Genomic DNA, 25,082 nt, shown 5'->3' with positions numbered 1-25,082 from the left:
GGCCCGCTTCAGCTTGCTGCCAAGCTTGACATAAACGGCCCGAAATCTAATCCAAATCACCCAGTCCTAATGCCTGATTCAACTTCTTCTGGACGGTTGGCAGTGCTATTTTGCCAAAATCCTTAGGCGCCACCCACCGTGCAGGGATAAACTTCAGCTCTTCGGCTTTGGCATCGGCGCCGATTAATGTCATCTGCCAGCGTTGGTGGGTAAACGTATGTTGAACCTGCTTGACCCCAAGATCGGCAAACGTTAAGGACAAGCCTGATGACGCCCCAAAAATCCGGCTCACTTCATCTAGTTGATCGCTCATCATGGTTGCTTCGAGATCCGCCATATCAATCAGTGGGAACATCCATAAATCTGCCAACATCCCGGTGCTAGGACGCTGTTCGAATAAGTAACCGGCATCGGAGCGTACCACTAAAGCAAAATAGCGATGCACAACTGGTCGCGGTTTTTTCGTTTTAACCGGATAATCCGCCACAACGCCATCGCGATAACTCGCATCAAAATCACGGACAGGCGAGTGTTCGGGATCCGGATGACTGGCGGACATATAACTTGAGCCTAGATCCATCACCGCTTGATTGAAATCGCCAGGACGATCTTTTGGAATTAAGGGGCGAATCAGATCGTAAAATACTTGGCGCGTTTGCGGTCGCGCGATATCGGCATCCACTTTGAACAAGCGGGCAAATACCCGAAACGCATTGCCGTCAATCGCAGGCACAACTTCGCCAAAACTAATGGAAGCAATCGCGCCGGCTGTATAAGGGCCGATGCCAGCCAATGTTTGTAACTCGGCTGACGTCTGCGGCCATTTTCCGCCATAATCGTTCACAATTTGTTTCGCTGCCTGCTGTAGGCGCCGCGCCCGTGAATAATAACCTAAACCTTCCCAAGCCTTCAAAACTGCCGCTTCCGGTGCTGCGGCCAACGCCTCGACAGTTGGAAACTGTGTCATGAAGCGTTTGTAATACGGAATCACTGTCTGAACCTGAGTCTGCTGGAGCATTAATTCGCTCACCATCACATGATAAGGGTCATGATCTTGCCGCCACGGCAGCGTTCGCGCGTGTCCGTCATACCAATCTAAAAGTGCCTGTTGAAACGCCGCTACTTTTTCTGGCGGCCAATCCATTAATTTGTTGTTTGTCATCATAGGGATTAGCTTACCATGGAGTTTGGTGTTGGGAAACTGTTTGGTGGCTTGATGGGGATTGTTCTATTTGAGGCAATGGGATGATCAACTTTCGCTTTCTATAACGCGCTCACAGTCGCAGAAACCTGCGTATAAGGACCTTGGTCGCAATGGCCAAAGACCAGCCATCACGCCCAAGGCCACTTATACTCCGATTTCAAAGCACTCCTGTTCGCGCTCAAAAAAAAGTCACCCTCACGATCATACGTATCATGGGGATGACTTCCTTTACGGTTCAATGATCACTGCAACTGCTGCAATTCTCATCGATTCGTTTTGCTTACTACTGGGTTTTGCCCATCAACGACAGTGGTGCCGCTTCTGATCATGCTTGCGATGCAGTTCGTGAGTCTTGAGCCGCCTGACGACAAACACTACTCAATCCATTACTGAATTTCAATGTTGTGACCAGACTCCTTTGATTCAGTCAACTTTGGGCATGTGATGTTGAGAACACCATCTTTGTAGCTTGCCTTGATGTTGCTGTCATCAACGTTTGGCAGTTGATAGCTCCGACTCATCGTGCCATAGCTGCGTTCGGACATCATGACGTTGCCGTTCTTGTCGGCGTGATCTGTGATGTCATCCTTGTGAACATTGATGCTCAAAATGCCATCATGGTAGTTCAACTTGATGTTGTTCTTATCGATCCCAGGAACATCAACATGAACTTCGTAAGCGTCCTTGGTCTCCTTAACGTCAGTCAGCAATCCGTTGACGGCCGTGCTGGCAATGGAAGGAGTTGCCCAATCCATCCAGTCAGATACCGGGCCGAAGAACCGACGCGCCAAGTTGTCAAAGAACGGATCATTAACATCATTCATCAACTCATTATTACGACGATTCATAACTTCATTAGCCATAACAGATAACTTCCTTTCAATCAGAGACTTTGGGGATTCAGGAGAACGATCTTAGCTCCGGAGCCTTTGTTCCTTCTCCCTCGCTCCACCTATAGTTATACCACAAATTAGCACTTGTGAACGCCGAGTGCTAAAATTTTTTGAAAAAATTTTGGTTTGCGGTTGTTATGGGGCGTCATTATTGTGTTTTCGGGTTGTGTATTTACCTATACCTTTGTTGGAAGTAGATATCATCGGGATACTTTTGGTTGTGGCCGTAAGTGATTTTAGCGGCATCGGTATTTGTTCTATTGTCTGCAAAGATAGGTTGGGCTGTTACGTTCTATAACGCGCTCGCAGTCGCAGAAATCTGCGTATAAGGACCTCGGGCGCAATGGCCAAAGACCAGCCATCACGCCCGAGGCCACTTATACTCCGATTTCTAAGCGCTCCTGTTCGCGCTCAACAAAAAAAGATCCCAAACAATTTCTCATTTGGAATCCATGACTTAGCTAAAAATTAGTTTTCATTTTCAAGGCGTTCTGCTTCTTCGTCAATCGTTTCGAAACCTGACTTCTTAGGTTTCTTTTCAGGATGTTCTTGGCGCTCCTTTTCGACCTTAGCGATCAAAGCTTTCTTCTGTTCTTTGCTCAATGATGCCATGTGATGTCGCCTCTTTTTGGTGTGAGTTAGAAGGTTTGACCCTTTCAACTTCTGTTATACCACTTAAATGGCACCTTGACACACCAAATTTTAATCTGACTGCTGACAAGTACGTTAAAAAGCTTTTTTATCAATGGATTGCAAGTAAAGCCGCCGTTGTCCCTCGGTTGAATTGGTAATTCCGCCGAAGTTTGTCCATTGAACATGCCGGATCCCTAGCTGCTTGAGAGTCGCTCCAATCAGCACTTTTTTAACCGCATTACCACAAAAGAAACGTAGGTAAAAAGTCGGCGATGTTGAGGTGGTTAAGATATATCCTTTTTTGATATTGGTTAGCGTTCCCTGTACACCACGCTTGGTCACCACGTGCGTCAGTCCAGGTCCTTCTTTCATTACCTTGTCGATGAAGCCTTTGAGCATCCCTGGAATATCGTTCCACCAAATCGGCGTGATGATAATCAGCGCCTCCGCAGCCTTGATCTTCTGCAGATATTGTGTAACCAGCGGATCGTGGGTCTGACCAGCGTGAAACAACTTTAACTCTTCCGCATCATACGTTGGATTAAACTCATCTCGATACAGGTCAATCACATCAGTCGTGTCACCTTGCCGTTGCAGCTTTTCCTGTACTTTTTCTAACACGGCATGGTTGAAACTGCCGCTGTATGGATGCGTATAGATAATCAAAAATTTGGTCATTAGGATCTATTCCTTTCTGCGTCTAGAAAACTGGCTACTTCCGCAAATCACACCGTCACAAGCTCTTCAGCCAAGTCGACAAACTTTCCTCGGCGCCGGTCCCATTCCAACTTACCCATGACAAGGATATTGATACCGACTGTCACGGCAACCATAACCAGCAAGTCCTGAGACATGCTGCCACCGATAGAAATTCCCTGGCGCAACGCATGGATCCCATAAGTCATTGGCAAAAACGGACTGGATATTTTCGTGAATACGTTAGCGGTTTCAAGCGGATAAACTCCCGTGGACGCTCCTAGCTGCAGGATCAAAAGGATGGTCACCAAGTATTTACCAAATGCCCCTAAAATGACGTTCAGCCCGAAGACACACGTGATGAAAGTGATGGCGGTCACAGTCATTGCCACGACCGTGTTCACTACCGATAGCGGGTTGAGGCCGAGCCATTTCAAGACAACCACACCCAGCAATGCAACTTGGACGCCCACTAAGGCTAGTAACAAACTGTATTTGCTCCACCACCAAGCCATCGCATGGGTCGGCCGTTTCTTCGGCGAATACATGTCATACATAAAGCTCAGCGAGATACAACCCACGTATAAGCCAATCGAGATGGCGAAAGGTGCCATACCGACCCCATTAGTCGGCGTGTTGGAAATATCGACCCGTTTCAAGTGCGCCGGGGCAGCTAAGAGCAAAATGTTCTTCGCTTTTGTAGATAGCTTTGGTGTGGCTTGTTTGGCTTTTTGCAAAGCGGCTTGTAGACTGGCGGTTCCTTGTGCCAACGTTTGACTTGATTGGCTGAGTTGGGTTCCGGAGCTCGTCAGCTGACCCACAGCAGAACGCAATTCAGCCGTGCTTGCCGTGTTAGGGATTCCTTCAGCTAGCTTCTGGATTCCTTGCGTCTGTTGCGCAATGCCTTTAGCCAAGGATGTCTGTCCAGCAGCTACTTTTTGTTCTCCCGCCAGTAGCTTGCTTGTCCCTGTGCCACTGGTCGTCATGCCGGCCAGTAGATTACGGTAGTAGATGGATGAAATTTCCTTATTGAGGTTGGCTTGAATCGCCGTGGCGGTTCCTTTGGCAATCTGTCCGGCAAAATAATCCTGGCCAGTATTGACCTTATAGGTGAGATTCATGGCGGTCGGTTTGGTACTGAGCAATGACCGTGAAGCCCGAGAGAAGTCCTTAGGGATGTCCAATACTAGATAATACTGGCCGTTTTTCAATCCCTTCTCTGCTTTGGCAGCCGTTGTTACCTCATATTGCAGAGAGCCCGAGCTGACCAAACCCTTGATCAAGTCTTTCCCTGCATGCACCGATTTCCCGTTTTCCTTCGTGCCTTGGTCGTTGTTCACGATCGCTGCAGGTAGATTGTTTGTATTTTGGTAAGTGTTCCACATAGAAGAAAGGTAGACACCAGAGTAGATCGCTGGGATCAAGGTGATGAAAAAGAGAACTACCATTACCATTGGCCGTTTAAGGACGGCTAACCATTCGCTTTTGAACATTTGCATGCCTCCATATGTTTTGCGTGTGTATTGACGTCGTTCATATGGATGACAATACTACCCGTTTGCGCAAGTGTCAACCATTAATATTGTTTTCGTTAATATGCTTGTGGTACAGTAGGGACATCCACTAAGGAGGGATTCCCGTGAACAACGAACAAATTATTCTCGGTCTGCTCTATAAAAAAGACCGTACCGGCTACGAACTCAATGAAGTTTTTAAAGATATTTTCAGCCATTTCTACGATGCTTCGTTTGGTATGATCTATCCGACACTGCGGCGACTAGCGAAAAACGGCCTAGTATCTAAAAAAATGGTGGTCCAAGCTGGCCGCCCCAACAAAAACATCTATTCAATTACCCCAGCGGGCAAAAAAGAATTCGAAGCTTCTCTGACCACCCCTACGCTGCCAGACACACGCCACTCCGACTTTCTCATGCGGCTATACTTCGGCGAATACGAAAAGCCAGCTGACCTGACCCGCATCATGCAGGAACAAGTCAACTGGCTAAAAGAACAGATTGATAAACTACAGGATCGCTTGCAAGAATGGCCCAATATAACGCCTCCGCAGAAACTTTCCTTCACAATCGGCATTGCGGAGTATGAGGCTCAGTTAAAGGTGCTGCAGCGCGAACTAACCCCGGCAAAGTCCACCGACTGACACACCATGAACATGCCGGTCTGACAGTTATAAAGATAAACTCAGATAACGCAGTGGCAAAAACATAAAAAACCGCGAAGTTTAACGTCAGCTTCACGATTTTTTATGTTCAACAATAATCAACGCATCATTAAGTTACTTTTCTTGGGGTTTCGCCCAGTCAAATCGTTTAACTTGAGCAAAGTCGTTGGTCTCAGCCTGTGACAACCGATAATTAAAGTCAAGCTGTAAAAGCCATCTAGCACTCAGACCAGTGGCTTGCTCAATTTTCCGCGCAACATTGATGCTCATATACGCATGCCGATTCAAAATAAATGAAAGTTGCTTTTGCGAAACGTTAATGTGCTCCGCAAACTCAGACTGCGTAACATTGTGATACGCCATCAATTCCTTCAACGCATCAGCTGCCGAAGTCGTTGGCACAATGTTCATGGGTACTGAATCATTAAAGTCTACTTCAAACATAAATCCCTCCTGGCAATGGCCATGTTCAGTGCTTGCAAAAATACCAATCGTTTCATTGAACATTACCATATGGGTATATTCCTATCAAGTAAAACTTTTGTCGCACCGCGCTCAACATCCCTTAACTAAGCCATATGCAGCACTTTCAGCCGACTGCGCCCAGTTCCTGCCGGTTGTACCTGGAGCTGATCGGGAATATTATCGCGTAATTCCGTGACGTGGGAAATAATGCCGATCAGCCGCGATTCGCCTTCCAATGACTCAAGGGCGTTCATGGCCACGTCAAGGCTATTGGTGTCCAAGCTGCCGAACCCTTCATCAACAAACAACGCATCAATGTTGATGCCGCCGCTTTCTTGTTGAATCACCTCACCTAATGCCAGCGCCAGACTAAGGGCTGCAATGAAGCTTTCGCCACCAGAAAGCGTCTGAACTGCGCGCTGTTCGCCAACCTGATCATCATAAACATCGATTTCCAAACCGGAATGAATTTTCTGCGTGCCTAGATCGGTGTGCAGCACAAACTGATACCGCTGATTGGACAGAACCTGCAACCGCGTGTTGGCGACGTCCAGAATTTGCTGAAGATAGGCTTGCAGAACATACCGCTCCAAGCTCAGTTTCTTCGGCCCATTGCCGTTCATCACTGTGGTTAACGTCTGTAAGTCAGCATAGGCAGCCAAAGCAGTTTGATTTTTTGCCAAAACGTCCGCAGCTTGCTCCAACAGCTTCTTGGCCGTGTCATGCGCCTGCTTCACTTCAATCAATGCGGTCTGGGCCTTGGTTGCTGCAGCTTCCGTCGAAGCAGCCTGCTCTTCAAGTTGATCAAGCGCCGGCTCGTGCTGATCGCCAATGGTTTTATTGCTGGATTCTAATAACGTCTTTTGTTTCAAAACCGCATCCTTATAATCTTGAGTCTGTTGCTGCAAAATCGGCAACTGATCCAACTGTTCTTTTAGTGCAGTAAATTGTTTGGACCCATCTGCACCAAAATATTCTGTTACTGCTTGTAAAAAGGCCGCCGCTGCTTCCTGATGGTCCTTTTCCAGTTTTGCAATTTGCTCCGTGGCGTGGCGCTCATCAGCATATAGTCCAGCTAGCTGGCGATCCAAGTCGCTTACTTTGTCTTGTGCGGCTTGGCGGTTTTTCTGATAGGTGTCAACCGCTTGGGTCAGTTCCGCTGACTGTGCGGTCACAGTTGCCAAATCGCCGGTTCCTTCAGGCAGCGCCGCTTGCATCGTTGCCAGCGCACTCGTAGCCGTAGCGGCCTCAAGTTTGGCAGTATTAACTGCATCTTGAGCGGCTTGAACCTTGTCCGTATCCTTCGTGACAGCGGTTTGCAATGATTTCAATGCTGTCTCAAGCGCTGTTTGTTTTGCCTCGGCCGCTGCCAGCTTCTTCACGATTTTATTAGTCTCAGCTTCAAACGCACTCAATTGAACCAAAATATCGGCATTGTCAGCCTCAGAACTGAGGAGACTTGGTTGCTGGGCCAGTTTTTCCACAAAGTCACGTTGGGCAACACTAGCTTTTCGGGTCGCCGCTGCCTGTTGCTCTTCAAGATTTTTAAGCTGCGTTTGCAGAGTTGTTTCTTTTGCGGCAGCCTGCTGACGCGTTTGTTCTGCCTGCTTGATGGCCGCCTCGGTTACCAATGGTTCAGTCGTGGCAACGGCTGGGTGGGGATGCTCAAGGCTGCCACAAACCGGACAAGGCGTGCCTGGTTCCAGCTTAGCCGCCAGCCGGGCAATTTGCTGTTTGATTTGGGTTTGTTGCAGGTCATTTAGTTGTTGCGCTGTCGTTTTGCTGGTCTGTGTCGCCTTTTCCAACGAAGCTTTAACTTTTGCTAACTTTTCTCCAAAAGTAATGGCATCTTTTTGCGCTTCCTGGTAGTTCGCTGCAATCGGCGTCAAGGTCGCCAATAACTGTTTATGTTCGGCTGCTTGATTTGCTAAATCGGTCACTGACAAGTCAGATAATTCGGTTTGCTTCTGGGTGAGCGTTTGTTGATCATCCGCAAGTTTTTGCTGCGCCTTCTTCAATGCAGCACTTGCTTTCGTGACCGCAGCGGCTTTCATCGCTGCCTGTTGTTTTTGCGCGCTCATGGCAACAAGTTGTTCGCGAACCGCCTGCAGCTGATCAAGCTGTTTTTGCTTCGCGTCAATGGCAGGCTCTTGTTGCTGCAGCTCGGCCAAGCTTGCTTTAGCCTGATCCATGGACTGTTGGATCGTCACCAAAGTTGCCTGGGTCTGCGTTGCTTGCTTCCGCGCGGCTGTCAAATCCTGCGCTGTGGTTTCGACTCGTTGCGCAGCGGCTTCATGTTGCTGAACCCAGGTTAATTGAGCCATGCGTTTCAGTCGGTCTTGTTGAGCCGGTTCCTGCTCAGCGAGTTCCGCCAGGGCAGCGGTGGTCTGTTCGCGATCTTTGAACGCTTGCGCCAACTGTCTGCCTGCTTGAAGCGCTGCCTGTGCAACCTGATAGGCATGATGACTGCTATCGGCAGCTTTTTGTCGTGCCGCAACTGTCACCGCTTGTTTTTCGACAGTCTCCCGCATCAAGTCCAACTTGTCCGCTGGGGTGGCATTTTCATCTGGCTCGACTTCAAAATCAAACTGAGATGTCAGCAGGTTGAGCATGCGTTCCTGATCCTGAATTTCCGCGCCCTGCTTTTTGGTTTTGTCCAACATCGCTGTCTGCCAGCGCTGAATGAGCTGCGTGCCAAATAAATCACGTAGTAAATCTTCCTTAGCATTGCTGTCCGCATCCAAAAAGTGCCGAAAATCACCTTGAGGCAACAGCACAATCTGGCGAAACTGTTTGGCATCCAGATGCAAAACCGCATCTAACTGCGCCTGCACCTGATTCTTCTTGGTATATTCCGCTACCTGCTTATCGCCATCCGCGATCGCCAGCACGACCTTAGCCTTAACCTCGGTAAGCCCATCCCCGCGCTTTTTTTGTTGCAACTGTTGCGGCTGCCGCGTGACCGAATAGTGTTTGCCATCATGCTCAAACGTCAACGTCACCTTGGTCAAATCATGATGGCTGGCAAAATTCGACCGCATCTGAACGCCATCACGCTCGCCAGAAGTTTCACCATATAAGGCATACACCAGCGCGTCAAAAATGGTGGTTTTCCCGCTGCCGGTCGGACCGCTGATCAGAAACAAGGGGCTGGTCTGAAAATCATCAAAATCAACCGTTTCATCTGCGTATGGGCCAAAAAACTGCATGTGTAATTGTTTTAGTTTCATTGCTTCTGCTCACTTTCTGCTGCGGCAAGACCAGCTTTTGCCCATTTTAACTGATCAGCCGTCAGATCTGTTTGCATCAGTTCTTCATAAAAGGCCTTCAATAAACTGACCGGATCCAGATCACGTTGCCGCTGCTGTAATGGTTTCACCGCTTGGACACCATTTTCGCGGCGTAAGCTGATGATGCGTGGATAAATCTGCCGCAACTGAGCCATCACATTGGGAATCACCTGGGTATCGGTTAAATCAACCCCGATGTAGGCATCTCGATCCTGCTTTTGGTAATACGCCGGATCGGTCAAATCAGCATAGCTGGCTTTTAATTCCAGTAAGTCATGCTGTGGCTTCAGCGACACAAATTTCCGCTGCATCGTTTCGGTGTCCACAATGTAGACACCCTTCTCCTGCTTCGCCTCGCCTACTGCATACTTCAGCAAAGCGCCGCTGTATTGAATTTTCGGCTCGCCATGCAGCGCATTGTGATTATGTAAATGTCCCAGCGCAACATAATCAAACGCCGCCAAATCATCGATCGGCACCGCGTCCAAGCCGCCGACATTCACCTTTGTTTCTGAAGCGCTATGGTCACTGCCAGCCGCAAAAAAATGGCTCACTAAAATATGCCGCATGTCCGGTTTGAATAGCGTCTTCATCTTGGTAACGATCGGCCGAATCGCCTGCGCGACGTTCGTAATGGTCTGATCCTGAAAATATTCGCGAACCGCGAACGGCTCGAAATACGGCAGCAGGAAAAATTGAACGCCATCCATCTCAATCGGCGTGAACGCTTCGGCTAACTGCGTATTGACATACATTTGGGTGGCGGAAAACCAGGAACGACCGGTTCGCAAACGAACCGCCGAATCGTGGTTGCCCGAGATCACCAACAACGGGTAATGCAAGTCGCGATTCAACTTCACGAGCATCTGGTCCAGCACCGCCACCGCTGCTTCGCTCGGCAAGGCTCGATCATACAAATCGCCGGCAATCACAATGGCGTCTACCTTTTGTGCCTTCGCAACCGCCACCAGCTGATCAAAAACCGCCTGTTGGTCTGCTAATAAGTCAAAATCGTTTAATTTTTTGCCAATATGCCAATCGGCTGTGTGTAAGAATCGCATTTGAACGCCTTTCTTTGTTACCGCTTACTTGCTACAATAATATTGGTTATTTAGGAGGAAAATTTATGAACACGTTTATCTTTGATATCGATGGAACCTTACTCGATAATGTCGAGGGTTATCTCTACGGTTTACAGAAAACGCTGATGCGGCACGGTCGCAAGGTACCCATCCAGGATCTGACTTGGACCAATGGCCGCGCCGGTGTCGACAGCTTAAAAGAGCTCGGCTTTAGCGATGCGGAAATCCCCACGGTTCACGAAGAATGGCGGGAAGATTCTAAAGCCTTTTTGACTGACGTGAACTGGTTCCCCAACATGCAAACTGTTCTTAAACAGTTAGGCCAGCAATATAAACTCGGACTCGTCACGTCAAAAGATAAACCGCAGTTTCTTGAAGAAGACAAGAAGTATCACTTCAGCCCTTATTTCCAGACGGAGGTTGTCGCTGGTGAAGCCAAACGCAACAAGCCATTTGGCGATCCGATCACGTTAGCTCGTGAACGGCTGGGCGGCACCCCTGAAACAACGGTCTACATCGGTGATACGTCAACCGATGCCCAAGCAGCCGCCGATGCCAATGTCGCTTTTGCGCTTGCCGGATGGACCACGCCGCCTTCACCGGCCGTCGCCCCGCGCATCGCTGTCTTGCATCAAGCCGCCGATTTGCTGAAGCTGCCCGACTTAGGATAAACGGTTGTTTCTATTATATACTATGCATTTGTTACGCTAACGTCATTTTAAAAGGCCGAAAAAATGGACAAGAAATCGATCATACTCATATAGAAGCTTTTAGAAAAGCCGACCCTCGACGAACTTTGCCTGTAGGGATCGACTTTTCTTTGGTTTTATCAACTGATTGGTGCAGCAGATGACGCACTTTCTCCTTCACCAGAAAAGCTCATCTTTAAATGGCTTCTAGCCTATCGCAACCGTAAGCCAAGCAGAAATTGTGCGAACGGTATATACCGAGCGTTAAAATCTGTTATATTCTGTTCACTTTTTCGTGCAATTTGTGAGCTTATTCAGGTAATAACCAATTTCTTAAAGATTCAAACAAGTCGCCAAAAACCATATAATCAACGGAAAACATTGTCATTATGAGCTTGACGAATGGTGTCGCCGGTGGTAACTTAAAAATGTAATAAGGAACAAAAACAAACAACAACGAACAGATTATGTGAGGTGATTCAATGTTAAAAGACGAGCGCTTGCTGACAATCCGTAACTTAGTGGATCGCAAAGGGATTGTGACCGTTAACGAAATTGGTGATAGTTTAGGTGTTTCAACCATGACCGTGCGCCGGGATCTGGAAGAGCTCGCCGATCGAAATGAGTTAATCCGCATTCACGGCGGTGCCCAAAGCACGCATTTTAAGCCGCTAACCGAATTATCCCGAAACGAGAAGCGATCCATTCATGTCAACGAAAAACGCAAAATTGCCGCGACCATCGCAGACATCATTACGTCAGGCGATACGGTGTACATCGGTCCCGGCACGACCATGGAACTCATTTCCCAGTACCTCAAAAAACCGGAAGTGCGCATTATTACCAATAGCCTTCCTGTTTTTCAGAGTTTTCAGGATCGTGCAGATTATTTTTCACTGAAACTAATTGGTGGCCAGCTGCGAGAGCGCTCCGGTGCTTTCATTGGCAGCTTAGCTAATGAGATGTTAGCTCACCTCACGACTACCAAGGCATTTATCAGTGTCAACGGGATTGCCGACAACCATATCAGCAATGCCAGTCCTGAAGAGGGACAGACCCAGCGGATTGCCCTCAACAATGCCGGCATGAAGTTTGTTGCTGCGGATCATTTTAAACTGAATCGACAAGATTTTTACAGCTTCTATGACCTCGATCAGACTGATGGCCTCATCACGGATGATGGTATCAGCGCTGACGATAAGCAGCATTTTAGTGAGTATACCTCTGTTATCGTAGGAAAAGCATAACGCGTTTACTGGCGCAGGCGCCGGTTCACGCTCACACACACAAAGGAGAATTGAATTATGGATGTCATTATTGGTGCAGACAAAGACGGATTTGCAATGAAGGAACAGGTTAAGAAGTATTTGGAGGATCATCAGTATCAAGTTGCTGATGTGACGCCTGAACCTGCTGAAGATTTTGTTGAATCTGCTTTGGCAGTTACAAAGAAGTTGCTGAACGGCGACGCTCATAAAGCAATTATGTTCGACCGCTATGGTGTTGGTTCGGCAATGGCTTCCAACAAAGTTAAGGGCATGGTCACTGCCGTTGTTCAAGAAGAAAACACGGCGCACATGACCGCGGAACACAACGGCGCCAAGGCAATTGCGATCGGCACCGGCATCACCGGCCCTGACCGCGCCATCGCGATCGTTCAACGTTACCTCGACACTGAATACGCTGGTGGCCGTCATCAGATTCGGTTAGATATGTTGGAAAAAATGATCTAAGTTACGTCTCCGTTTATTTAAGCCAAGAAAGGAAGTTTCATCCTAATGATTATTGCAATCGGAAATGACCACATTGTCACCAATGAAAAAATCCAAGTCTCCAATATGCTGAAAGACATGGGCTACAAGGTAATTGATGAAGGTACCTATGATACTCATCGTACTCACTATCCAATTTATGGCAAACGCGTTGCCGAAGACGTTGCTGATGGGCGCGCAGATTTAGGTATCGTAATGTGCGGAACCGGTATCGGTATCTCAACTGCTGCCGACAAAAACGAAGGCGTTCGTGCCGCGATGGCCAATGACGCAACTTCAGCAGTTTATGCACGTGAACAGTTGAATGCCAACGTCTTGGGCATTGGCGGTGCCGTTACCGGTATCCACTTGATTGAAGATACGGTTAAAGCTTTCCTTGACGCAACTTACAAAGAAACTCCGGAAAACAAGAAGATCATCGACAAGATTGACAACATTGCTAAGCCTAACCCAGAACAAAAAGACAATCCGCACTTCTTCGATGCTGAGCTCGAAAAGTGGGACGAAGGCGTTTATCACGATTAATTTGGCTTCATGAGCGTTAACGCGCTCACTAGCCTTTACTAATGGAGGAATTCTCATATGACTGTTACCCTTACTGCTGGTCAATTTAAACACTTACAAAAACTTTCCGATGACAACAATGTTATCTCCGCTTTGGCCATCGACCAACGCGGTTCCCTGAAGAAAATGCTGGCAGCTGCTGCCAACAAGCCGGCTGATGAAACCACGATTGTTGATTTCAAAAAGGCCGTTTCTGAAGAATTAACCAAATACGCTAGCTCCATTTTGCTGGATCCGGAATATGGTTTGCCAGCTGCAAAAGTTCGGGCACCTCAAGCCGGCCTGCTGCTTTCTTACGAAAAAACCGGTTATGACGCCACCGAACCTGGCCGCTTCCCTGATTTGATCGACAACCAGAGTGCCTTGCGCATCAAGAACGAAGGCGGCGACGCAGTTAAGTTCTTGCTGTACATTGATCCGGACGAACCAGACTCAATCAACGATCGCAAGTACGCCTTTGTTGAACGTGTCGGTGCCGAAGCTAAAGCCAACGACCTGCCGCTGTTCCTTGAATTGGTTTCTTACGATGGCAAGACCAATGAAACCGGCACTGCTGCATGGGCCAAGGCTAAGCCAGAAAAGGTTATCAAGATCACCAAGGAATTCAGCAAGCCACAATATAACGTTTCTGTCCTCAAAGTTGAGGTGCCAGTTGACCAGAAGTTTGTTGAAGGCTTCACCGATGAAGGCATGACCCCGGTTTACACCAAGGAAGAAGCCGCGAAGTATTACAAGGCACAGTCAGATGCCACTGATCTGCCGTTTATTTTCCTTTCGGCAGGCGTTTCAAATGAATTATTCCTCGAAGAACTCAAATTCGCTAAGGAAGCAGGTTCAACCTTTAATGGTGTTCTCTGCGGTCGCGCAACTTGGAAGCCAGGCGTTAAGCCATTTGCTGCTGAAGGCGAAGCTGCCGGCAAGAAGTGGCTGGAAACCGAAGGCAAAGCTAACATCGATCGTTTGAACAAGGTTTTGGCTGAAACTGCCACCCCTTGGACGGACAAGGTTACCCACGATTAGTTCGTGTGTAGGCCATAAAAGCCGACTCCCCAGGGAATCGGCTTTTATTAAATGAACGACCGGCAAAAGCGCAGAATGACGTTTGAATGACTGCGCGCCAGCTCACGCTCATCATAACGCGTTCCCTGGCGCAGGAGCCTGCATGTAAGGACCTTGGTCGCAATGGCCAAAAACGGGCCATCACGCCCAAGGCCACTTACACTCCGGCTCCTAACCGCGCCAGCTCACGCTCAGAAGGAGAAGAACAAATGATTTTAACCGTCACTTTAAACCCCTCAATCGACGTTTCCTACCCACTCGAACATCTTAAAATTGACACGGTGAATCGCGTCAAAAATGTTCGTAAGACCGCTGGTGGTAAGGGGCTGAATGTTTCCCGGGTGATTCACATGCTGGATCACGATCTTACTGCGACCGGTTTTATCGGCGGCTATTTTGGCAAATGGTTGGAGCATCAACTGGATCAAGATGGTATCGCCCATGATTTTCTGCCGATCGATGCGGAAACCCGCAGTTCGATCGCGATGCTGCATGATGGCGGCAAGCAAACCGAAATTCTTGAAGCCGGACCAACGATTACCCCTGAAGATGCGCAAAAGTTTCTCGATCACTTTGACAAGCTGCTGGATCAAGCCGATCTGCTGACGATTTCCGGCTCCATGCCACAAGGACTGCCCGAAGACTATTACACGCAAATGATCGCCCACGCCGGCGCCAAAAACGTCAAAGTCTTGCTCGACACATCGGGCGCCACTTTAAAGTCAGCACTCGAAGCACCGGTGAAGCCGCTTTTGATCAAGCCAAACGAAGAAGAACTGGCTGGTCTGCTTAACCGCGAAGTCGATAAAACCGATTACGCCGCGTTGAAACAAGACCTCCAGGATCCGATTTTTGATGGCGTTGATTGGATTGTCGTTTCTTTGGGATCAGCAGGCGCCTTTGTTAAGCATCAAGACGAATTTTATCACGCCGCCATTCCTAAGATCCAGGTCGTCAATCCGGTTGGTTCCGGCGATTCAACCTTAGCCGGGCTCGCCATGGGCATTCACGATGGCAAGTCTGACGAAGACATTATGAAGACGGCGATGACCACTGGGATGCTCAACACGATGGAAGCAGAAACCGGCTTCGTCAATCCGGCGAAGTTCGATACCTATTTTGCCAAAGTCACGATTGAAAATTACTAATTTTGGAAAGAAGCCATCAAATGTCAACTTTTGAAAAGATTCAGCAGTTGAATCCAGATAAGCAGATTCATCAGCTAACGGATCCTGTGTTTGCCGATTACGGCGTCACCTACCCGCAATACGATGTCAGTGAGCTCAAGACGTTCATGGACCAACACGTGACCATCCCTGCCCCAACCGAAGCCAACCTCTATGTTCCGTCAAACCCGGACATGGAAAAGATCCCGGTTGTTCAACAAATCGGCCGCGATGTTTTCGCTGGCCTGCCAATTGAAGCAGGCGAATGTGCCGGCCACGCCGAAGCTTTAACCGCCGTGGAATTCCACCAAGGCAGTGAAGTGAACGTCTTTTTCACAGATGTCGTCATGGTCATCGGCAAGCGCGGCCAAATGCACGCTGGCAGATTCAACGCGGAAAAGGATGCTAAATTGTTCTTCGTTCCAGCTGGCACCGTGGTTGAATTCTTCAGCGACACGTTGCACTACAGCCCGTGTGAAACCCATGCCAGTGGGTTCAAGTTTATCGTGATGCTGATCCGCGGCAGTAATCAATCCTTACCAGCTGATTACCACACTGACAACAAGCTGATCGTTAAGCAAAACAAGTTTCAAGTCGTTCATGCCACCCGCACCGATAAAATCAAGCAAGGAATCCAAGTCGGCGTGACAGGCGAACTCGTCAAAGTGGCACATTTAGATTAATCAATCATGGCCGACGACGCCGATGCCCCAACAAGCACAAGCTAAGACTCGACCGATCGTTCAATTTTGGAGGCGTTATAAATGGTAGAACTAGAATCAGTTAAAGATGAATCACCATTAAGTCGTTCCTTACAAACCGAACACTATAACGGCGCAGTCGCAGTGGTGACTGCCGACAAAGAGTTAGCAGCAGATTCGCAAGGCTTTGCCCATATCGATATGAAGGTTCCATTCGCATCACATACACGCAGCGGTGCCGGAACTGTCACGCAACAATTCTTCGGCGTTTTGCTCATGCAATTTGTTGAAAAAGGCGCATTAAAGCTGACTGACAAACTGTCACAATATGTGCCTGAATATAAGCAGGCTGACAAAATCACCATCGGCCAGCTCGCCACCATGCAAAGCGGAGTTCCTGATTACTTAACGCTCATGGCTGAACCGTTCAAGGACAACGCTCCAGCCACCTTGCCGGCTGAGCGTCTGGCCTTACAAATCAACCAACACAATGCCGCTGACATGGATCTGGCCAAAGTCTTGGATGTCATTGATGATCAACCGTTAGCCTTCCAGCCAGGCAGCCAGACTGCTTATAGTGCCACCAACGCTATTTTATTAGGCGAAGTGCTTGATCGGCTCACTGAGGAACGCCCGCTTGAAGCCATTTTGAAGGAAAACATTTACGATCCTTTGGCTTTGACACATACCAAAATCGGCACCTCACACGCTTTTGCCGAAAGCTATCACTGGATTGCCGGCAACCCTAACCTCGCTGGTAAAGGTGACGAAAATCAGCCAGATCGCGGCTTAGTCACAACAGTCGACGATCTTGAAAAGTTTGCGGAAGCTGTCTTGAAAGGTAAGTTACTCAAAGCCGCAAGCTGGGAAACCATCTTCAAGGCTGCTGAAGGTGGCTACGGATTCGGCTGGCACAAGCTTGCTGACGGCTGGTTAGGCAACAGTGGCAGTGTCCTCGGTTATACCGGCTTACTCAGCATCAACCGCAAGCAGAAAAAGGCTGCGGTCGCCCTGACGAATGTTCTAAAGCCGCAAGCTGATATGACAGAATTCGTTGATAAAATTCAGCGGGCTGCACAAGAGCTTTAAACTTCATAGACAAGAAACCCCGGCTGAAGCCACCGACTTCAACCGGGGTTTTCTTGACATTCATGACGTCTTAGCGAGACACTAACAGAGAAAAATTGAAAAGCAGATGGAGCGCAATCATGACATTTTGGTTATTCATTTATTTTATCGGCGCCGGCATCCTCGGCGGCTTATTGGCCTCGATTGCTGGCTTAGCTTCATTAGTTTCCTACCCAGCACTGCTCATAGCCGGCATTCCGCCAGTCATCGCCAACGTGACCAACACGGCCGGACTGGTACTTTCCGGAATCGGCGCAACCGCATCATCATCCCGCGAACTTCGCGGTGAAGGCAAACTGGTGACCGGCTTAACCGCCCTCACGCTAGCAGGCGGCATTCTCGGATCTGCACTTCTACTTATTGAGCCGGCATCCACATTCGAACACGTCGTCCCCTTCTTCATCTTGTCAGCCGGTGTTCTTCTCTTAGTCAGCGGACACCAAGCGGACCGGAAGAATGTCCCTGCCTTACGCGATCAGAACAAGTTCGGCCTGGTTTTAAAAGCTATCGGTCTCTTCTTGATCGGTGCCTACACCGGTTACTTCGGTGCGGCAGGCGGCGTCATTATCCTCGCAATTTTAACGCTCAGCCTACCCCAGCGCTTTGCGGTGCTTAACGCCTTCAAGAACGTCATGGCCTTCATGGCTAACGCAGTCGCGACGATTATTTACGCATGGACTGGCAAAATTGATTGGCTAGTAGTTCTCCCGCTTGGCATCGGCTTTCTGATCGGCGGCTACTGTGGTCCAATCGTTGTGCGGCATGTTCCGGTTAAGTTACTTCGGATTTTAATTGCGTTTGCTGCGTTTGGGTTGGCGGCTGATTTGTTTGTGCAGGCGTATTTTTAGCACGTCAAAAATCAACGCTCTGGATATTGAAAAGACTAACTAGCATGCATCTAAACGTGCTGGTCAGTCTTTTTTGTGAAGGTTTAAAAAAATCCAGAAACCTGTTTGTTCTTTTTTGTTTTAAAAAGTTTGTTATTGTGTGGAAGTTGTGCAAAAACTACGGTACAATGGAATTAGTTAATAAGTAGCGGAGGTGTTTGCTCATGACAAATCGAAGAAAAACTTATCTCATCTGGCTTGGCGTTGTCACACTTGTCGCAATCGTCAATGGAATCTTCAAAAATACATTTACTCAAGTTTTAGTCATGGTCACTGCATGTTATGCACTGTATCAGCTTCTCAAGATAGATCATGTTTTTGACCGTAAGAAACGGCGAGCTAACCGACTGAACCAATAACGATAATTCTTTTTCCTAAGTTGCGGATATCCGCAACTTTTTTTTGTGCTTAAATGACAAACTAAAAAAGCCCCCAGCGAATGAGGACTTTTCCAGCTTACTTTTTCTTTTGCAAACAAAGCTTATTCGGCTGAGCTAGCTGCGCCATGCGTCGGCACGAATTTAACATCGTCAGCAACTTCCTTACCATCGTCAGAGTACTTCTGATTCCGCTTCATCATTTCGTGGCGATACCAGAAGAACAATGCGGTGTATGCAACTAATGCCAGTGCAGCGTACAGAACCATCATCATTTCGCCCTTAGAAGCTTTACCAACAAGAACGGCGATGAATTGTTCAATCGGGCCTTCCTTGGTTGACGCTGAGAACAAGCCAGTGGAAGGAATGCCAGGTGCGTGCAAAGCACGAGCTGTGTGCGTAATGAATGGTGCTGACAGTGTGCCTGCCCAAAGGAACAGTGGCAGTTCAATTGCACCAATGACAATCATCCGAATGATCTTACCACGCGTAACAACTAACAGCGCTGGGGTAACACCCATGGCGATAATACCGCCTAAAGGTAAAATCCCGTTGCCTGGTAAAACCAGTGCTTCAAGCAACATGATAGGTGCCAAAACGTTGGCAGCTGCCCAGATTTCGGCACGGCCAGCTAAGAACGGCCAGTCAAGTCCGATGTTCAGCATCCGGCCGCCAAGACGTTTGTTGGCAAAATCACTAACACCCTGTGACAGTGGTTCAACAGCGGCAATAAACCAAGAACCGATGATACTAAACAGCTCCAAGCAGGTTGCAGCCATAAAGGCCAGCGTTGCAATGGATTTAACACTCTGATGGGAGATTAATCCGATAAAGATTCCTAGATAAATCCCAATGGCAAATCGACTGCCCCAGAAGCCGATCTTTTCATTCAGCTTTGCAGCATCAAAGTCGTATTTGTCTAACCATGGGAACAACTTGTCAAATAGCTTATCAAAGATCATGATGACTGGGTTCATCATATAATTCAAATGGGTTGTGGTCATTGGGTTTTCCCAGTCATCAAGTAAATCATTAAACGTTGGCTTCATAAGATCAGAATTGATGATCTTCAAAATGCCAATAAAGATGACCAAAACAGTAGCAACAAACAAGTTGGCCCCGAAATAAATAGCCAGTAAACCGGTAAATGATAAGTGCCAGATATCAAAAATATCAACATCCAACGTATTCGTGCGATTCAAGAACAAGAGAATCAGATTAACGATTACCAGAATTGCTAAGAAGAATAATGTGTATGGTGAACCCCAAGTAATCGTTGCCAGTGGTGCCCAGCCTAAATCGGTGATGGAAAGATTAATGCCAGTTGATTTAACAAACGCATTCAGCGCAGGCTGATACGTTGTGGTCAGTAAACCGATAACACTCCCGATCGCGGTGATCGCAATCGCAAGCTTGATGCCACCTTCCAACGCATGGAAGAAATTAACACCAACTGCCCAAGCGATCAAGGTTAGCACGATCAACATGATCGGTGCTGCCCCTAAATCGATAATTGGCTTAAAAATGGTGTTAGCCAAGTCAATAATGGTTTGCATGAAACTTCTCACTCCCTTATATGTATCCGATGGTTCATCGCCATCAGATCATAAGCCTACTTCAGATTTTCTTTTTTAATAACTCCTTCAATCTTGTCATAAACTGGTTTAGCCATTGCAGGCATCCGGTACAAAATCGGACCTGCGTTAATTACTGGAATTGTGGGGGTAAAGCCTAAGTCTGTTTTCGCAATCGGTGTGAAGATATCATAGTTTTTCATCATGTCTTCATTAACATCTTTGACCATCACCGCATCAGCTTGCACGTTGTAACCGCGCTTCTTGAATTCCTTTTCGATAGCATCCTTGATTTGGTGACTGGAGTTAACACCTGCACCGCAAGCTGCCAAAATCTTAACTGTCATAACAAAAGTCCTCCTTATTTTTTAAAACCTGCTACTAAAATTTTATAAATGGTTGCCGGGTCTTCTGCCTGGAACAGGCTCTTCAATGTTTCAGCAGAAGACGTCGTCAGAAAATCCATGATCTGAGCCAAGACATTGGCTTGGCCTTCAGGATCATTGTTCAAAATCATGAACAGAAAACTAACCTGGAGCTTTTGATCTGGCGCAATCATATTCGCAAACTCAATCGGCTTCTCGAGGCGGATCGGCACAACTTTGCGCACATTAACGAATTCTCCTTCTGTGTGCGGGATCGCAACATTCGGGTATGCCGGATTGACAACACTCATGTCAATACCTGTCGGATAGCTCTTTTCCCGTTCACTAAGGTGCTGATAGAAATCCGATTTTACTGCGCCTGCTGCCAACAGCCGGTCGGAAACTTGTTTAAAGATGGTATCCTGATTATCACCGTCCTCGACAAAAACTAATTTTGAATCAAAAAGGTCACTCTCAAGCGCTTCAGCCATTTCCTTCACTCCTGTTAATTAATGTTTGTTTCTGTTCACTCTTAATTATATTCAAACGCTTTCAGTAGTCAAGGGAATCTTAGAAAAGGTTTGCAAAACGGATCAATGATTTTTACTTGTGTTCGATCCCTTGTTATGCAGGCACTTAGAGCATCGGGTGAACTTTGCATTTTTATGTTCTCCTTGGCAATCGTATCAATATTGTGTAACAAAAAAGAACACATTTAAACAAATGGCCAACAATTAAATTGCTGACCATTTGCTTTGAGACTATTCAATTAACTAAATCACAATAATTATAAGCGTAAATATGCTAATTTTGGTAATGACGAAATTCAACTTGCTTTCTGCCTATAATGACCCAAGTCAATAAAATTAACCCAACAGCAATCGCCCAACTTGGCCAAAATGACACGGACCAAGTGTTTTGGCCAGTATGACCGAAGAAGAACGTGTTTTCCAAAATCTGCTCTCCGTGAAGAGTCAAGCTTAAGTTTGTCATCAAATAGACGATCCCACAAAGGAAAACGATCCAGCAAGCCACTCTAATCGCCCTTCCCTGCTTTGAGCTATAGCGAAACATTTCACTGTATAGTCGTAGAGATCCAACAAACAATGCCATAAAGATCAGCAATCCCAACGTCACACTTGATCGTTCGAGCATTGACAACTTTTCCAAGCCGGTTATTGGTAGCCAAAAAGTCGTCATAAAAATGATGACAATAGCAAACAACCACAACGGTACTACTGCCTGCAGCACTTGCCGAAGTGAACGTTGCCCGCTACTCCGTTTGTTAACACGATAAAAACCGTACCACGTGAGAAAAAGAATAAACCAGAACGAAAATTGCATCCAATCAGCGGTTACAACTCCGCCGACCCTTGATAGTAATGGAACAAGCGGCGAAAAAGAGGTTGGTGCCAAATTTTGTGCAGTCGGAAAATTATAGCCGATGAACACCAAGGCTAAGGCAAACCAAATGGCACCCAGGATCATCCCTTGGAATGCGCTTGGTAAGTGTTGCCATTTTGTTTTCATGATAGTTTCCTCCAAAAGATCATCCGATTGCCGCCGTTACAAGCGCCACAGCACATTTCCCGTAATTAGAAATATTGGCCATTCTTTTGAAATACATAAATTAACTTTGGCACTTGTCGATTTAGGCATCAAGTCGCTTACACAAAGCATCATCAAAATTCAACCACAATATACCTAAAACGATTATGTAAAACAAGAAATACGCCTTTTCACCGATGCGTGACCTGATAAGTACAAAAAAGAAGCTTCCCGATTTAAGGAAAACTTCTTTCTTCCATAAATACTGCTTTTTATCTCACAAAACTGGAATAGCTACCGAATGTTTCTTATTCAAACGTCCAAGTATTCGCCAACGTAAATGGCTCCCCTGGCAACAGCGTGATCGCCGAGAGGTCATCCCCGCTAACCGGCGCAAACTGGCATTCAAGCGCCACACCGTCAAATTGTTTGATGTTGTGGGGAATACCCGTACCATCGAAGTGATTGGCCGTGTAGACAACTACACTTGGCGCGGTGGTGACTAAAGTCATGGTGTGCTTGGCAGTTTGAAGCTTGGCCGCCAGTGTTTTGCCGTCTTTCAAAAGAAATGGATGGTTAATGCCGCGCTCGGACGTGATTTGATCGGCGCGGGTGTGGATGACATCGCCGAGTTTTTGGCCTTGGCGAAAATCGAACACAGTGCCGGATACCGGCTGCCAGCCTTGATTTGGCAGGTGTTCGGCATCTAATGGCTTGTAGTCATCGGCCGGAATTGTCAACGTGGTGTCATCAATCGTGGCTGGTTGATCCAGCGCAAAGTAAGTATGGTTGGTCGGATTAAAGAGCGTTCCCGCGTCACTTAGCGCATCGACCCGATACTGTAAGGCATTTGTGTTGGTTAGCGTGTAGGTGACTTGCAACTTGAGATTGCCGGGATAGCCGTTGTGGCCGTCCGGATCGACGAACGTAAAGCTGGCGCTGGCGGTCGTTGCCGTTTTTTCGATGCGGAAATTGTAAACTTGCCGATCGAGGCCGTCATCCCCGCCATGAATGTGATTGTTGCCTTCGTTCATGGGCAAGTCGACTTTGACATCGCCGTGCTGCCAAACATGACCGCGGATCCGGCCGACAATGCGGCCAACTGTTCCGCCTAGAAAATTACGCTCTTTTGAGTAATCCTCACGACTTGGTAACGAGAGAATCATATTGTGCAACCCGTCAGCTTCCGGCAGCAGTACTTTTTCCAAAGTGGCACCGTAGTTTAACAGTTTGACCACCATTCCCTGATCATTGGTCAAGGTTAGTTCATACAAGTCGTGTCCTTGGTACTGACCATATTGTTCAACTGAAACGTCCATCATACCCTGCTATATAAAACGTGGAAGAATGTCTCTTTGACACCAATAAAGGTTTTACATATTTCCTTTCTTGATTGACAATCCTACATTTCATTTAGTCCCGTCAACAACGGTATTCCCACTCTGAAATAAATCATCATGACAGTGACCGTCTCCTGAACTTTAAGGGTATAACCTACCCCGTTACTTTTGATTCGCATAAGCCACCAGATTCTCAACGGTACCTCCTCTCGATTAGCTGGTTGAAAGCTACTTGAGAGAAAGCTTGAGATAGACGTTCAAACCAATACTCGCGCTTGGTAAGAACCACAATACCGTAAGACTTAGCCCTTATCAAGACATTTCGCTAGTTAACTTGGTTTGAACACACGGACAGCTTCCACTTAATTATTCTGTCCATGTTGTACCGCTTAATTCCATATTGTTCGTCATATTTGAGTGCTGTTAACACCCTCCTTAATCAGTGATGCATAGGCTACAAACTGCTAGCCCGCATCACAAGCTCACTCTTAAAATTGACTTGGCGTGGCACCCGCTTGGCGTCACTCAGCCTTGCCTGCAGCAACTCAACCGCTGTCTGCCCCATTTGATCCGTGGCCGCGTGAACCGTCGACAGTGGCGGCGTCGTGAATTTGGCGACCGCCACATCGTTAAAGCTGATGACGGACACCCGTTGTGGCACTGCTAAGCCCGCCTCGTTCAACGCGCGCAAGGCACCGACTGCCATGGTATCGTTGGCGATAATGAAGCCATGCGGCAATTGATCGCCTAACGTTTCGATCGCCTTTTTCATCAAGCGGTAGCCCGAATCCGGCGTAAATTCGCCGATTAACCGAAACTCAGGGCGGGCAAGTCCGCCTTCTTTCGCCACGCGATCAAATGTTACCGTGCGCACATCCTGAAACTGCTCACGGCCGCTGCGACTGGTCTCAAGTCCGCCAAGAAAGCCAATATCATCAATGCCAACTTTGCGAAAATGCTCGATGATCTCTTTAATTGGCCCAGCATAATCGGCGGTGACCGAATCGCAGTCGAATGCCAGCATGTTCTGATCAACAAAGACCACCGGTAGTCCCAATGCTTTCATTTTAGCCACTTCACCTGCGTCATATTTACCTAAAGCGATGATGCCTTGGATGTTCGCAACACTGTCACTATCCAGCTGCTCAAGGTGAAAATTCTGCAAATGGTACCCGACGCTGGCTGCTTTGGCTTCAATCGCGTATTGAATTTGCAGATAATAAAGATCATTCAATTCTTCCTGCTCACTGCGCCATTGGACAAGGGCCACCGTTGTCTGCGTGGGCACCCGTTTGCGTCGTCGCGGTTTATACGCTAGTTTCTCAGCGGTCTTCAAAACGCGCTGCCGCGTTTCTGGCGTCACAGCCAGCGTCGCGTCATAATTCAAAATTCGCGAAACCGTAGCGATCGACACCCCCGCCGCCTTCGCAATATCTGTAATCGTGGTCATCGATTCCCTCCGTTTCCCTG

25 protein-coding genes are annotated in these 25,082 nt (G+C 47.6%); 11 read left to right on the top strand and 14 right to left on the bottom strand.

Annotation, left to right across the window (positions count from 1 at the left end; translation table 11 throughout):
* Positions 1-46 precede the first annotated feature (46 nt).
* From mutY to GSO_RS14305, 5 genes are all read right to left on the bottom strand, one after another.
* Positions 47-1,162 (bottom strand): A/G-specific adenine glycosylase, encoded by a 1,116-nt coding sequence (gene mutY / locus GSO_RS14325; protein ID WP_029345626.1) that lies wholly within the window; start codon positions 1,160-1,162, stop codon positions 47-49.
* A gap of 428 nt (positions 1,163-1,590) precedes the next feature.
* The gene (locus GSO_RS14320; RefSeq protein ID WP_010493513.1) at positions 1,591-2,067 is read right to left on the bottom strand and encodes an Hsp20/alpha crystallin family protein; all 477 of its coding nucleotides are present in this window, start codon (positions 2,065-2,067) and stop codon (positions 1,591-1,593) included.
* A 498-nt stretch (positions 2,068-2,565) separates the two neighbouring features.
* Positions 2,566-2,709 carry a hypothetical protein gene (locus GSO_RS18250; RefSeq protein ID WP_005684115.1) on the bottom strand — a complete coding sequence of 48 codons (144 nt, stop codon included), beginning with the start codon at positions 2,707-2,709 and terminating at the stop codon, positions 2,566-2,568.
* 114 nt (positions 2,710-2,823) lie between these two features.
* Positions 2,824-3,408, bottom strand: coding sequence for an NAD(P)H-dependent oxidoreductase (locus tag GSO_RS14310; RefSeq protein WP_010493507.1), 585 nt, complete (start codon positions 3,406-3,408; stop codon positions 2,824-2,826).
* Between the two features lie 47 nt (positions 3,409-3,455).
* Positions 3,456-4,919, bottom strand: a complete 1,464-nt coding sequence (locus tag GSO_RS14305) for a YhgE/Pip family protein (RefSeq protein ID WP_010493506.1) — start codon at positions 4,917-4,919, stop codon at positions 3,456-3,458.
* A gap of 146 nt (positions 4,920-5,065) precedes the next feature.
* Between GSO_RS14305 and GSO_RS14300 the strand changes: the two genes are divergently transcribed.
* Positions 5,066-5,584: a PadR family transcriptional regulator gene (locus tag GSO_RS14300; protein ID WP_010493505.1), complete on the top strand. Its 519-nt coding sequence runs from the start codon at positions 5,066-5,068 to the stop codon at positions 5,582-5,584.
* A 135-nt stretch (positions 5,585-5,719) separates the two neighbouring features.
* On the opposite strand, the gene GSO_RS16130 is transcribed toward GSO_RS14300, so the two are convergent.
* From GSO_RS16130 to GSO_RS14285, 3 genes are all read right to left on the bottom strand, one after another.
* A complete protein-coding gene (locus GSO_RS16130) occupies positions 5,720-6,049 on the bottom strand; it encodes a helix-turn-helix transcriptional regulator (protein ID WP_010493504.1) in 330 nt (109 codons plus the stop codon).
* A gap of 125 nt (positions 6,050-6,174) precedes the next feature.
* Entirely contained in the window at positions 6,175-9,300 is a 3,126-nt protein-coding gene (locus tag GSO_RS14290; protein ID WP_010493503.1) for an AAA family ATPase, read from the bottom strand.
* Positions 9,297-10,421 (bottom strand): exonuclease SbcCD subunit D, encoded by a 1,125-nt coding sequence (locus GSO_RS14285; protein ID WP_010493501.1) that lies wholly within the window; start codon positions 10,419-10,421, stop codon positions 9,297-9,299. Before GSO_RS14285 ends, GSO_RS14290 begins: the two co-directional genes overlap by 4 nt.
* Positions 10,422-10,486: 65 nt before the next feature.
* Here GSO_RS14285 and GSO_RS14280 point away from each other — a divergent pair, with 65 nt between their 5' ends.
* From GSO_RS14280 to GSO_RS14235, 10 genes are all read left to right on the top strand, one after another.
* Positions 10,487-11,113 carry an HAD family hydrolase gene (locus GSO_RS14280; RefSeq protein WP_010493499.1) on the top strand — a complete coding sequence of 209 codons (627 nt, stop codon included), beginning with the start codon at positions 10,487-10,489 and terminating at the stop codon, positions 11,111-11,113.
* A gap of 500 nt (positions 11,114-11,613) precedes the next feature.
* The gene (locus GSO_RS14275) at positions 11,614-12,378 is read left to right on the top strand and encodes a DeoR/GlpR family DNA-binding transcription regulator (RefSeq protein ID WP_010493497.1); all 765 of its coding nucleotides are present in this window, start codon (positions 11,614-11,616) and stop codon (positions 12,376-12,378) included.
* A 57-nt stretch (positions 12,379-12,435) separates the two neighbouring features.
* Entirely contained in the window at positions 12,436-12,864 is a 429-nt protein-coding gene (lacA, locus tag GSO_RS14270) for a galactose-6-phosphate isomerase subunit LacA (RefSeq protein WP_010493495.1), read from the top strand.
* A gap of 45 nt (positions 12,865-12,909) precedes the next feature.
* Positions 12,910-13,428 (top strand): galactose-6-phosphate isomerase subunit LacB, encoded by a 519-nt coding sequence (lacB, locus tag GSO_RS14265; RefSeq protein WP_010493492.1) that lies wholly within the window; start codon positions 12,910-12,912, stop codon positions 13,426-13,428.
* A gap of 57 nt (positions 13,429-13,485) precedes the next feature.
* Complete coding sequence (locus GSO_RS14260; RefSeq protein ID WP_010493491.1) at positions 13,486-14,487, top strand: tagatose-bisphosphate aldolase; 1,002 nt, start codon at positions 13,486-13,488, stop codon at positions 14,485-14,487.
* Positions 14,488-14,735: 248 nt separating this feature from the next.
* Complete coding sequence (gene lacC, locus GSO_RS14255) at positions 14,736-15,674, top strand: tagatose-6-phosphate kinase (RefSeq protein WP_010493489.1); 939 nt, start codon at positions 14,736-14,738, stop codon at positions 15,672-15,674.
* 20 nt (positions 15,675-15,694) lie between these two features.
* Positions 15,695-16,375, top strand: a complete 681-nt coding sequence (locus GSO_RS14250) for a DUF4867 family protein (protein WP_010493486.1) — start codon at positions 15,695-15,697, stop codon at positions 16,373-16,375.
* An 81-nt stretch (positions 16,376-16,456) separates the two neighbouring features.
* The gene (locus GSO_RS14245) at positions 16,457-17,482 is read left to right on the top strand and encodes a serine hydrolase domain-containing protein (protein WP_010493485.1); all 1,026 of its coding nucleotides are present in this window, start codon (positions 16,457-16,459) and stop codon (positions 17,480-17,482) included.
* A 119-nt stretch (positions 17,483-17,601) separates the two neighbouring features.
* Positions 17,602-18,369, top strand: coding sequence for a sulfite exporter TauE/SafE family protein (locus tag GSO_RS14240; RefSeq protein WP_010493484.1), 768 nt, complete (start codon positions 17,602-17,604; stop codon positions 18,367-18,369).
* A 203-nt stretch (positions 18,370-18,572) separates the two neighbouring features.
* On the top strand, positions 18,573-18,767 hold the full coding sequence (locus tag GSO_RS14235) for a hypothetical protein (protein ID WP_010493483.1): 195 nt from the start codon (positions 18,573-18,575) through the stop codon (positions 18,765-18,767).
* 122 nt (positions 18,768-18,889) lie between these two features.
* On the opposite strand, the gene GSO_RS14230 is transcribed toward GSO_RS14235, so the two are convergent.
* From GSO_RS14230 to GSO_RS14200, 6 genes are all read right to left on the bottom strand, one after another.
* The gene (locus GSO_RS14230; RefSeq protein ID WP_010493482.1) at positions 18,890-20,341 is read right to left on the bottom strand and encodes a PTS galactitol transporter subunit IIC; all 1,452 of its coding nucleotides are present in this window, start codon (positions 20,339-20,341) and stop codon (positions 18,890-18,892) included.
* 56 nt (positions 20,342-20,397) lie between these two features.
* Positions 20,398-20,706, bottom strand: coding sequence for a PTS sugar transporter subunit IIB (locus tag GSO_RS14225; RefSeq protein ID WP_010493481.1), 309 nt, complete (start codon positions 20,704-20,706; stop codon positions 20,398-20,400).
* 14 nt (positions 20,707-20,720) lie between these two features.
* Positions 20,721-21,215 carry a PTS sugar transporter subunit IIA gene (locus GSO_RS14220; protein ID WP_010493480.1) on the bottom strand — a complete coding sequence of 165 codons (495 nt, stop codon included), beginning with the start codon at positions 21,213-21,215 and terminating at the stop codon, positions 20,721-20,723.
* A 313-nt stretch (positions 21,216-21,528) separates the two neighbouring features.
* Complete coding sequence (locus GSO_RS14215) at positions 21,529-22,254, bottom strand: hypothetical protein (RefSeq protein WP_010493479.1); 726 nt, start codon at positions 22,252-22,254, stop codon at positions 21,529-21,531.
* A 326-nt stretch (positions 22,255-22,580) separates the two neighbouring features.
* On the bottom strand, positions 22,581-23,591 hold the full coding sequence (locus GSO_RS14210) for an aldose epimerase family protein (protein ID WP_010493477.1): 1,011 nt from the start codon (positions 23,589-23,591) through the stop codon (positions 22,581-22,583).
* A gap of 475 nt (positions 23,592-24,066) precedes the next feature.
* Entirely contained in the window at positions 24,067-25,062 is a 996-nt protein-coding gene (locus GSO_RS14200) for a LacI family DNA-binding transcriptional regulator (RefSeq protein ID WP_010493476.1), read from the bottom strand.
* Between the last annotated feature and the right edge of the window lie 20 nt (positions 25,063-25,082).

Source organism: Lacticaseibacillus zeae DSM 20178 = KCTC 3804, assembly GCF_000260435.1.
GTDB lineage: Bacteria > Bacillota > Bacilli > Lactobacillales > Lactobacillaceae > Lacticaseibacillus > Lacticaseibacillus zeae.
The sequence above is the reverse complement of the archived record's forward strand: the minus strand, read 5'-3'. Positions and strand labels throughout refer to the sequence as shown.

Bases quoted from the DNA above. Each gene is read 5' to 3' on its own strand.
- mutY (WP_029345626.1), bottom strand. From the start codon at position 1,162: ATGACAAACAACAAATTAATGGATTGGCCGCCAGAAAAAGTAGCGGCG.
- GSO_RS14320 (WP_010493513.1), bottom strand. From the start codon at position 2,067: ATGGCTAATGAAGTTATGAATCGTCGTAATAATGAGTTGATGAATGAT.
- GSO_RS18250 (WP_005684115.1), bottom strand. From the start codon at position 2,709: ATGGCATCATTGAGCAAAGAACAGAAGAAAGCTTTGATCGCTAAGGTC.
- GSO_RS14310 (WP_010493507.1), bottom strand. From the start codon at position 3,408: ATGACCAAATTTTTGATTATCTATACGCATCCATACAGCGGCAGTTTC.
- GSO_RS14305 (WP_010493506.1), bottom strand. From the start codon at position 4,919: ATGTTCAAAAGCGAATGGTTAGCCGTCCTTAAACGGCCAATGGTAATG.
- GSO_RS16130 (WP_010493504.1), bottom strand. From the start codon at position 6,049: ATGTTTGAAGTAGACTTTAATGATTCAGTACCCATGAACATTGTGCCA.
- GSO_RS14290 (WP_010493503.1), bottom strand. From the start codon at position 9,300: ATGAAACTAAAACAATTACACATGCAGTTTTTTGGCCCATACGCAGAT.
- GSO_RS14285 (WP_010493501.1), bottom strand. From the start codon at position 10,421: ATGCGATTCTTACACACAGCCGATTGGCATATTGGCAAAAAATTAAAC.
- GSO_RS14280 (WP_010493499.1), top strand. From the start codon at position 10,487: ATGAACACGTTTATCTTTGATATCGATGGAACCTTACTCGATAATGTC.
- GSO_RS14275 (WP_010493497.1), top strand. From the start codon at position 11,614: ATGTTAAAAGACGAGCGCTTGCTGACAATCCGTAACTTAGTGGATCGC.
- lacA (WP_010493495.1), top strand. From the start codon at position 12,436: ATGGATGTCATTATTGGTGCAGACAAAGACGGATTTGCAATGAAGGAA.
- lacB (WP_010493492.1), top strand. From the start codon at position 12,910: ATGATTATTGCAATCGGAAATGACCACATTGTCACCAATGAAAAAATC.
- GSO_RS14260 (WP_010493491.1), top strand. From the start codon at position 13,486: ATGACTGTTACCCTTACTGCTGGTCAATTTAAACACTTACAAAAACTT.
- lacC (WP_010493489.1), top strand. From the start codon at position 14,736: ATGATTTTAACCGTCACTTTAAACCCCTCAATCGACGTTTCCTACCCA.
- GSO_RS14250 (WP_010493486.1), top strand. From the start codon at position 15,695: ATGTCAACTTTTGAAAAGATTCAGCAGTTGAATCCAGATAAGCAGATT.
- GSO_RS14245 (WP_010493485.1), top strand. From the start codon at position 16,457: ATGGTAGAACTAGAATCAGTTAAAGATGAATCACCATTAAGTCGTTCC.
- GSO_RS14240 (WP_010493484.1), top strand. From the start codon at position 17,602: ATGACATTTTGGTTATTCATTTATTTTATCGGCGCCGGCATCCTCGGC.
- GSO_RS14235 (WP_010493483.1), top strand. From the start codon at position 18,573: ATGACAAATCGAAGAAAAACTTATCTCATCTGGCTTGGCGTTGTCACA.
- GSO_RS14230 (WP_010493482.1), bottom strand. From the start codon at position 20,341: ATGCAAACCATTATTGACTTGGCTAACACCATTTTTAAGCCAATTATC.
- GSO_RS14225 (WP_010493481.1), bottom strand. From the start codon at position 20,706: ATGACAGTTAAGATTTTGGCAGCTTGCGGTGCAGGTGTTAACTCCAGT.
- GSO_RS14220 (WP_010493480.1), bottom strand. From the start codon at position 21,215: ATGGCTGAAGCGCTTGAGAGTGACCTTTTTGATTCAAAATTAGTTTTT.
- GSO_RS14215 (WP_010493479.1), bottom strand. From the start codon at position 22,254: ATGAAAACAAAATGGCAACACTTACCAAGCGCATTCCAAGGGATGATC.
- GSO_RS14210 (WP_010493477.1), bottom strand. From the start codon at position 23,591: ATGGACGTTTCAGTTGAACAATATGGTCAGTACCAAGGACACGACTTG.
- GSO_RS14200 (WP_010493476.1), bottom strand. From the start codon at position 25,062: ATGACCACGATTACAGATATTGCGAAGGCGGCGGGGGTGTCGATCGCT.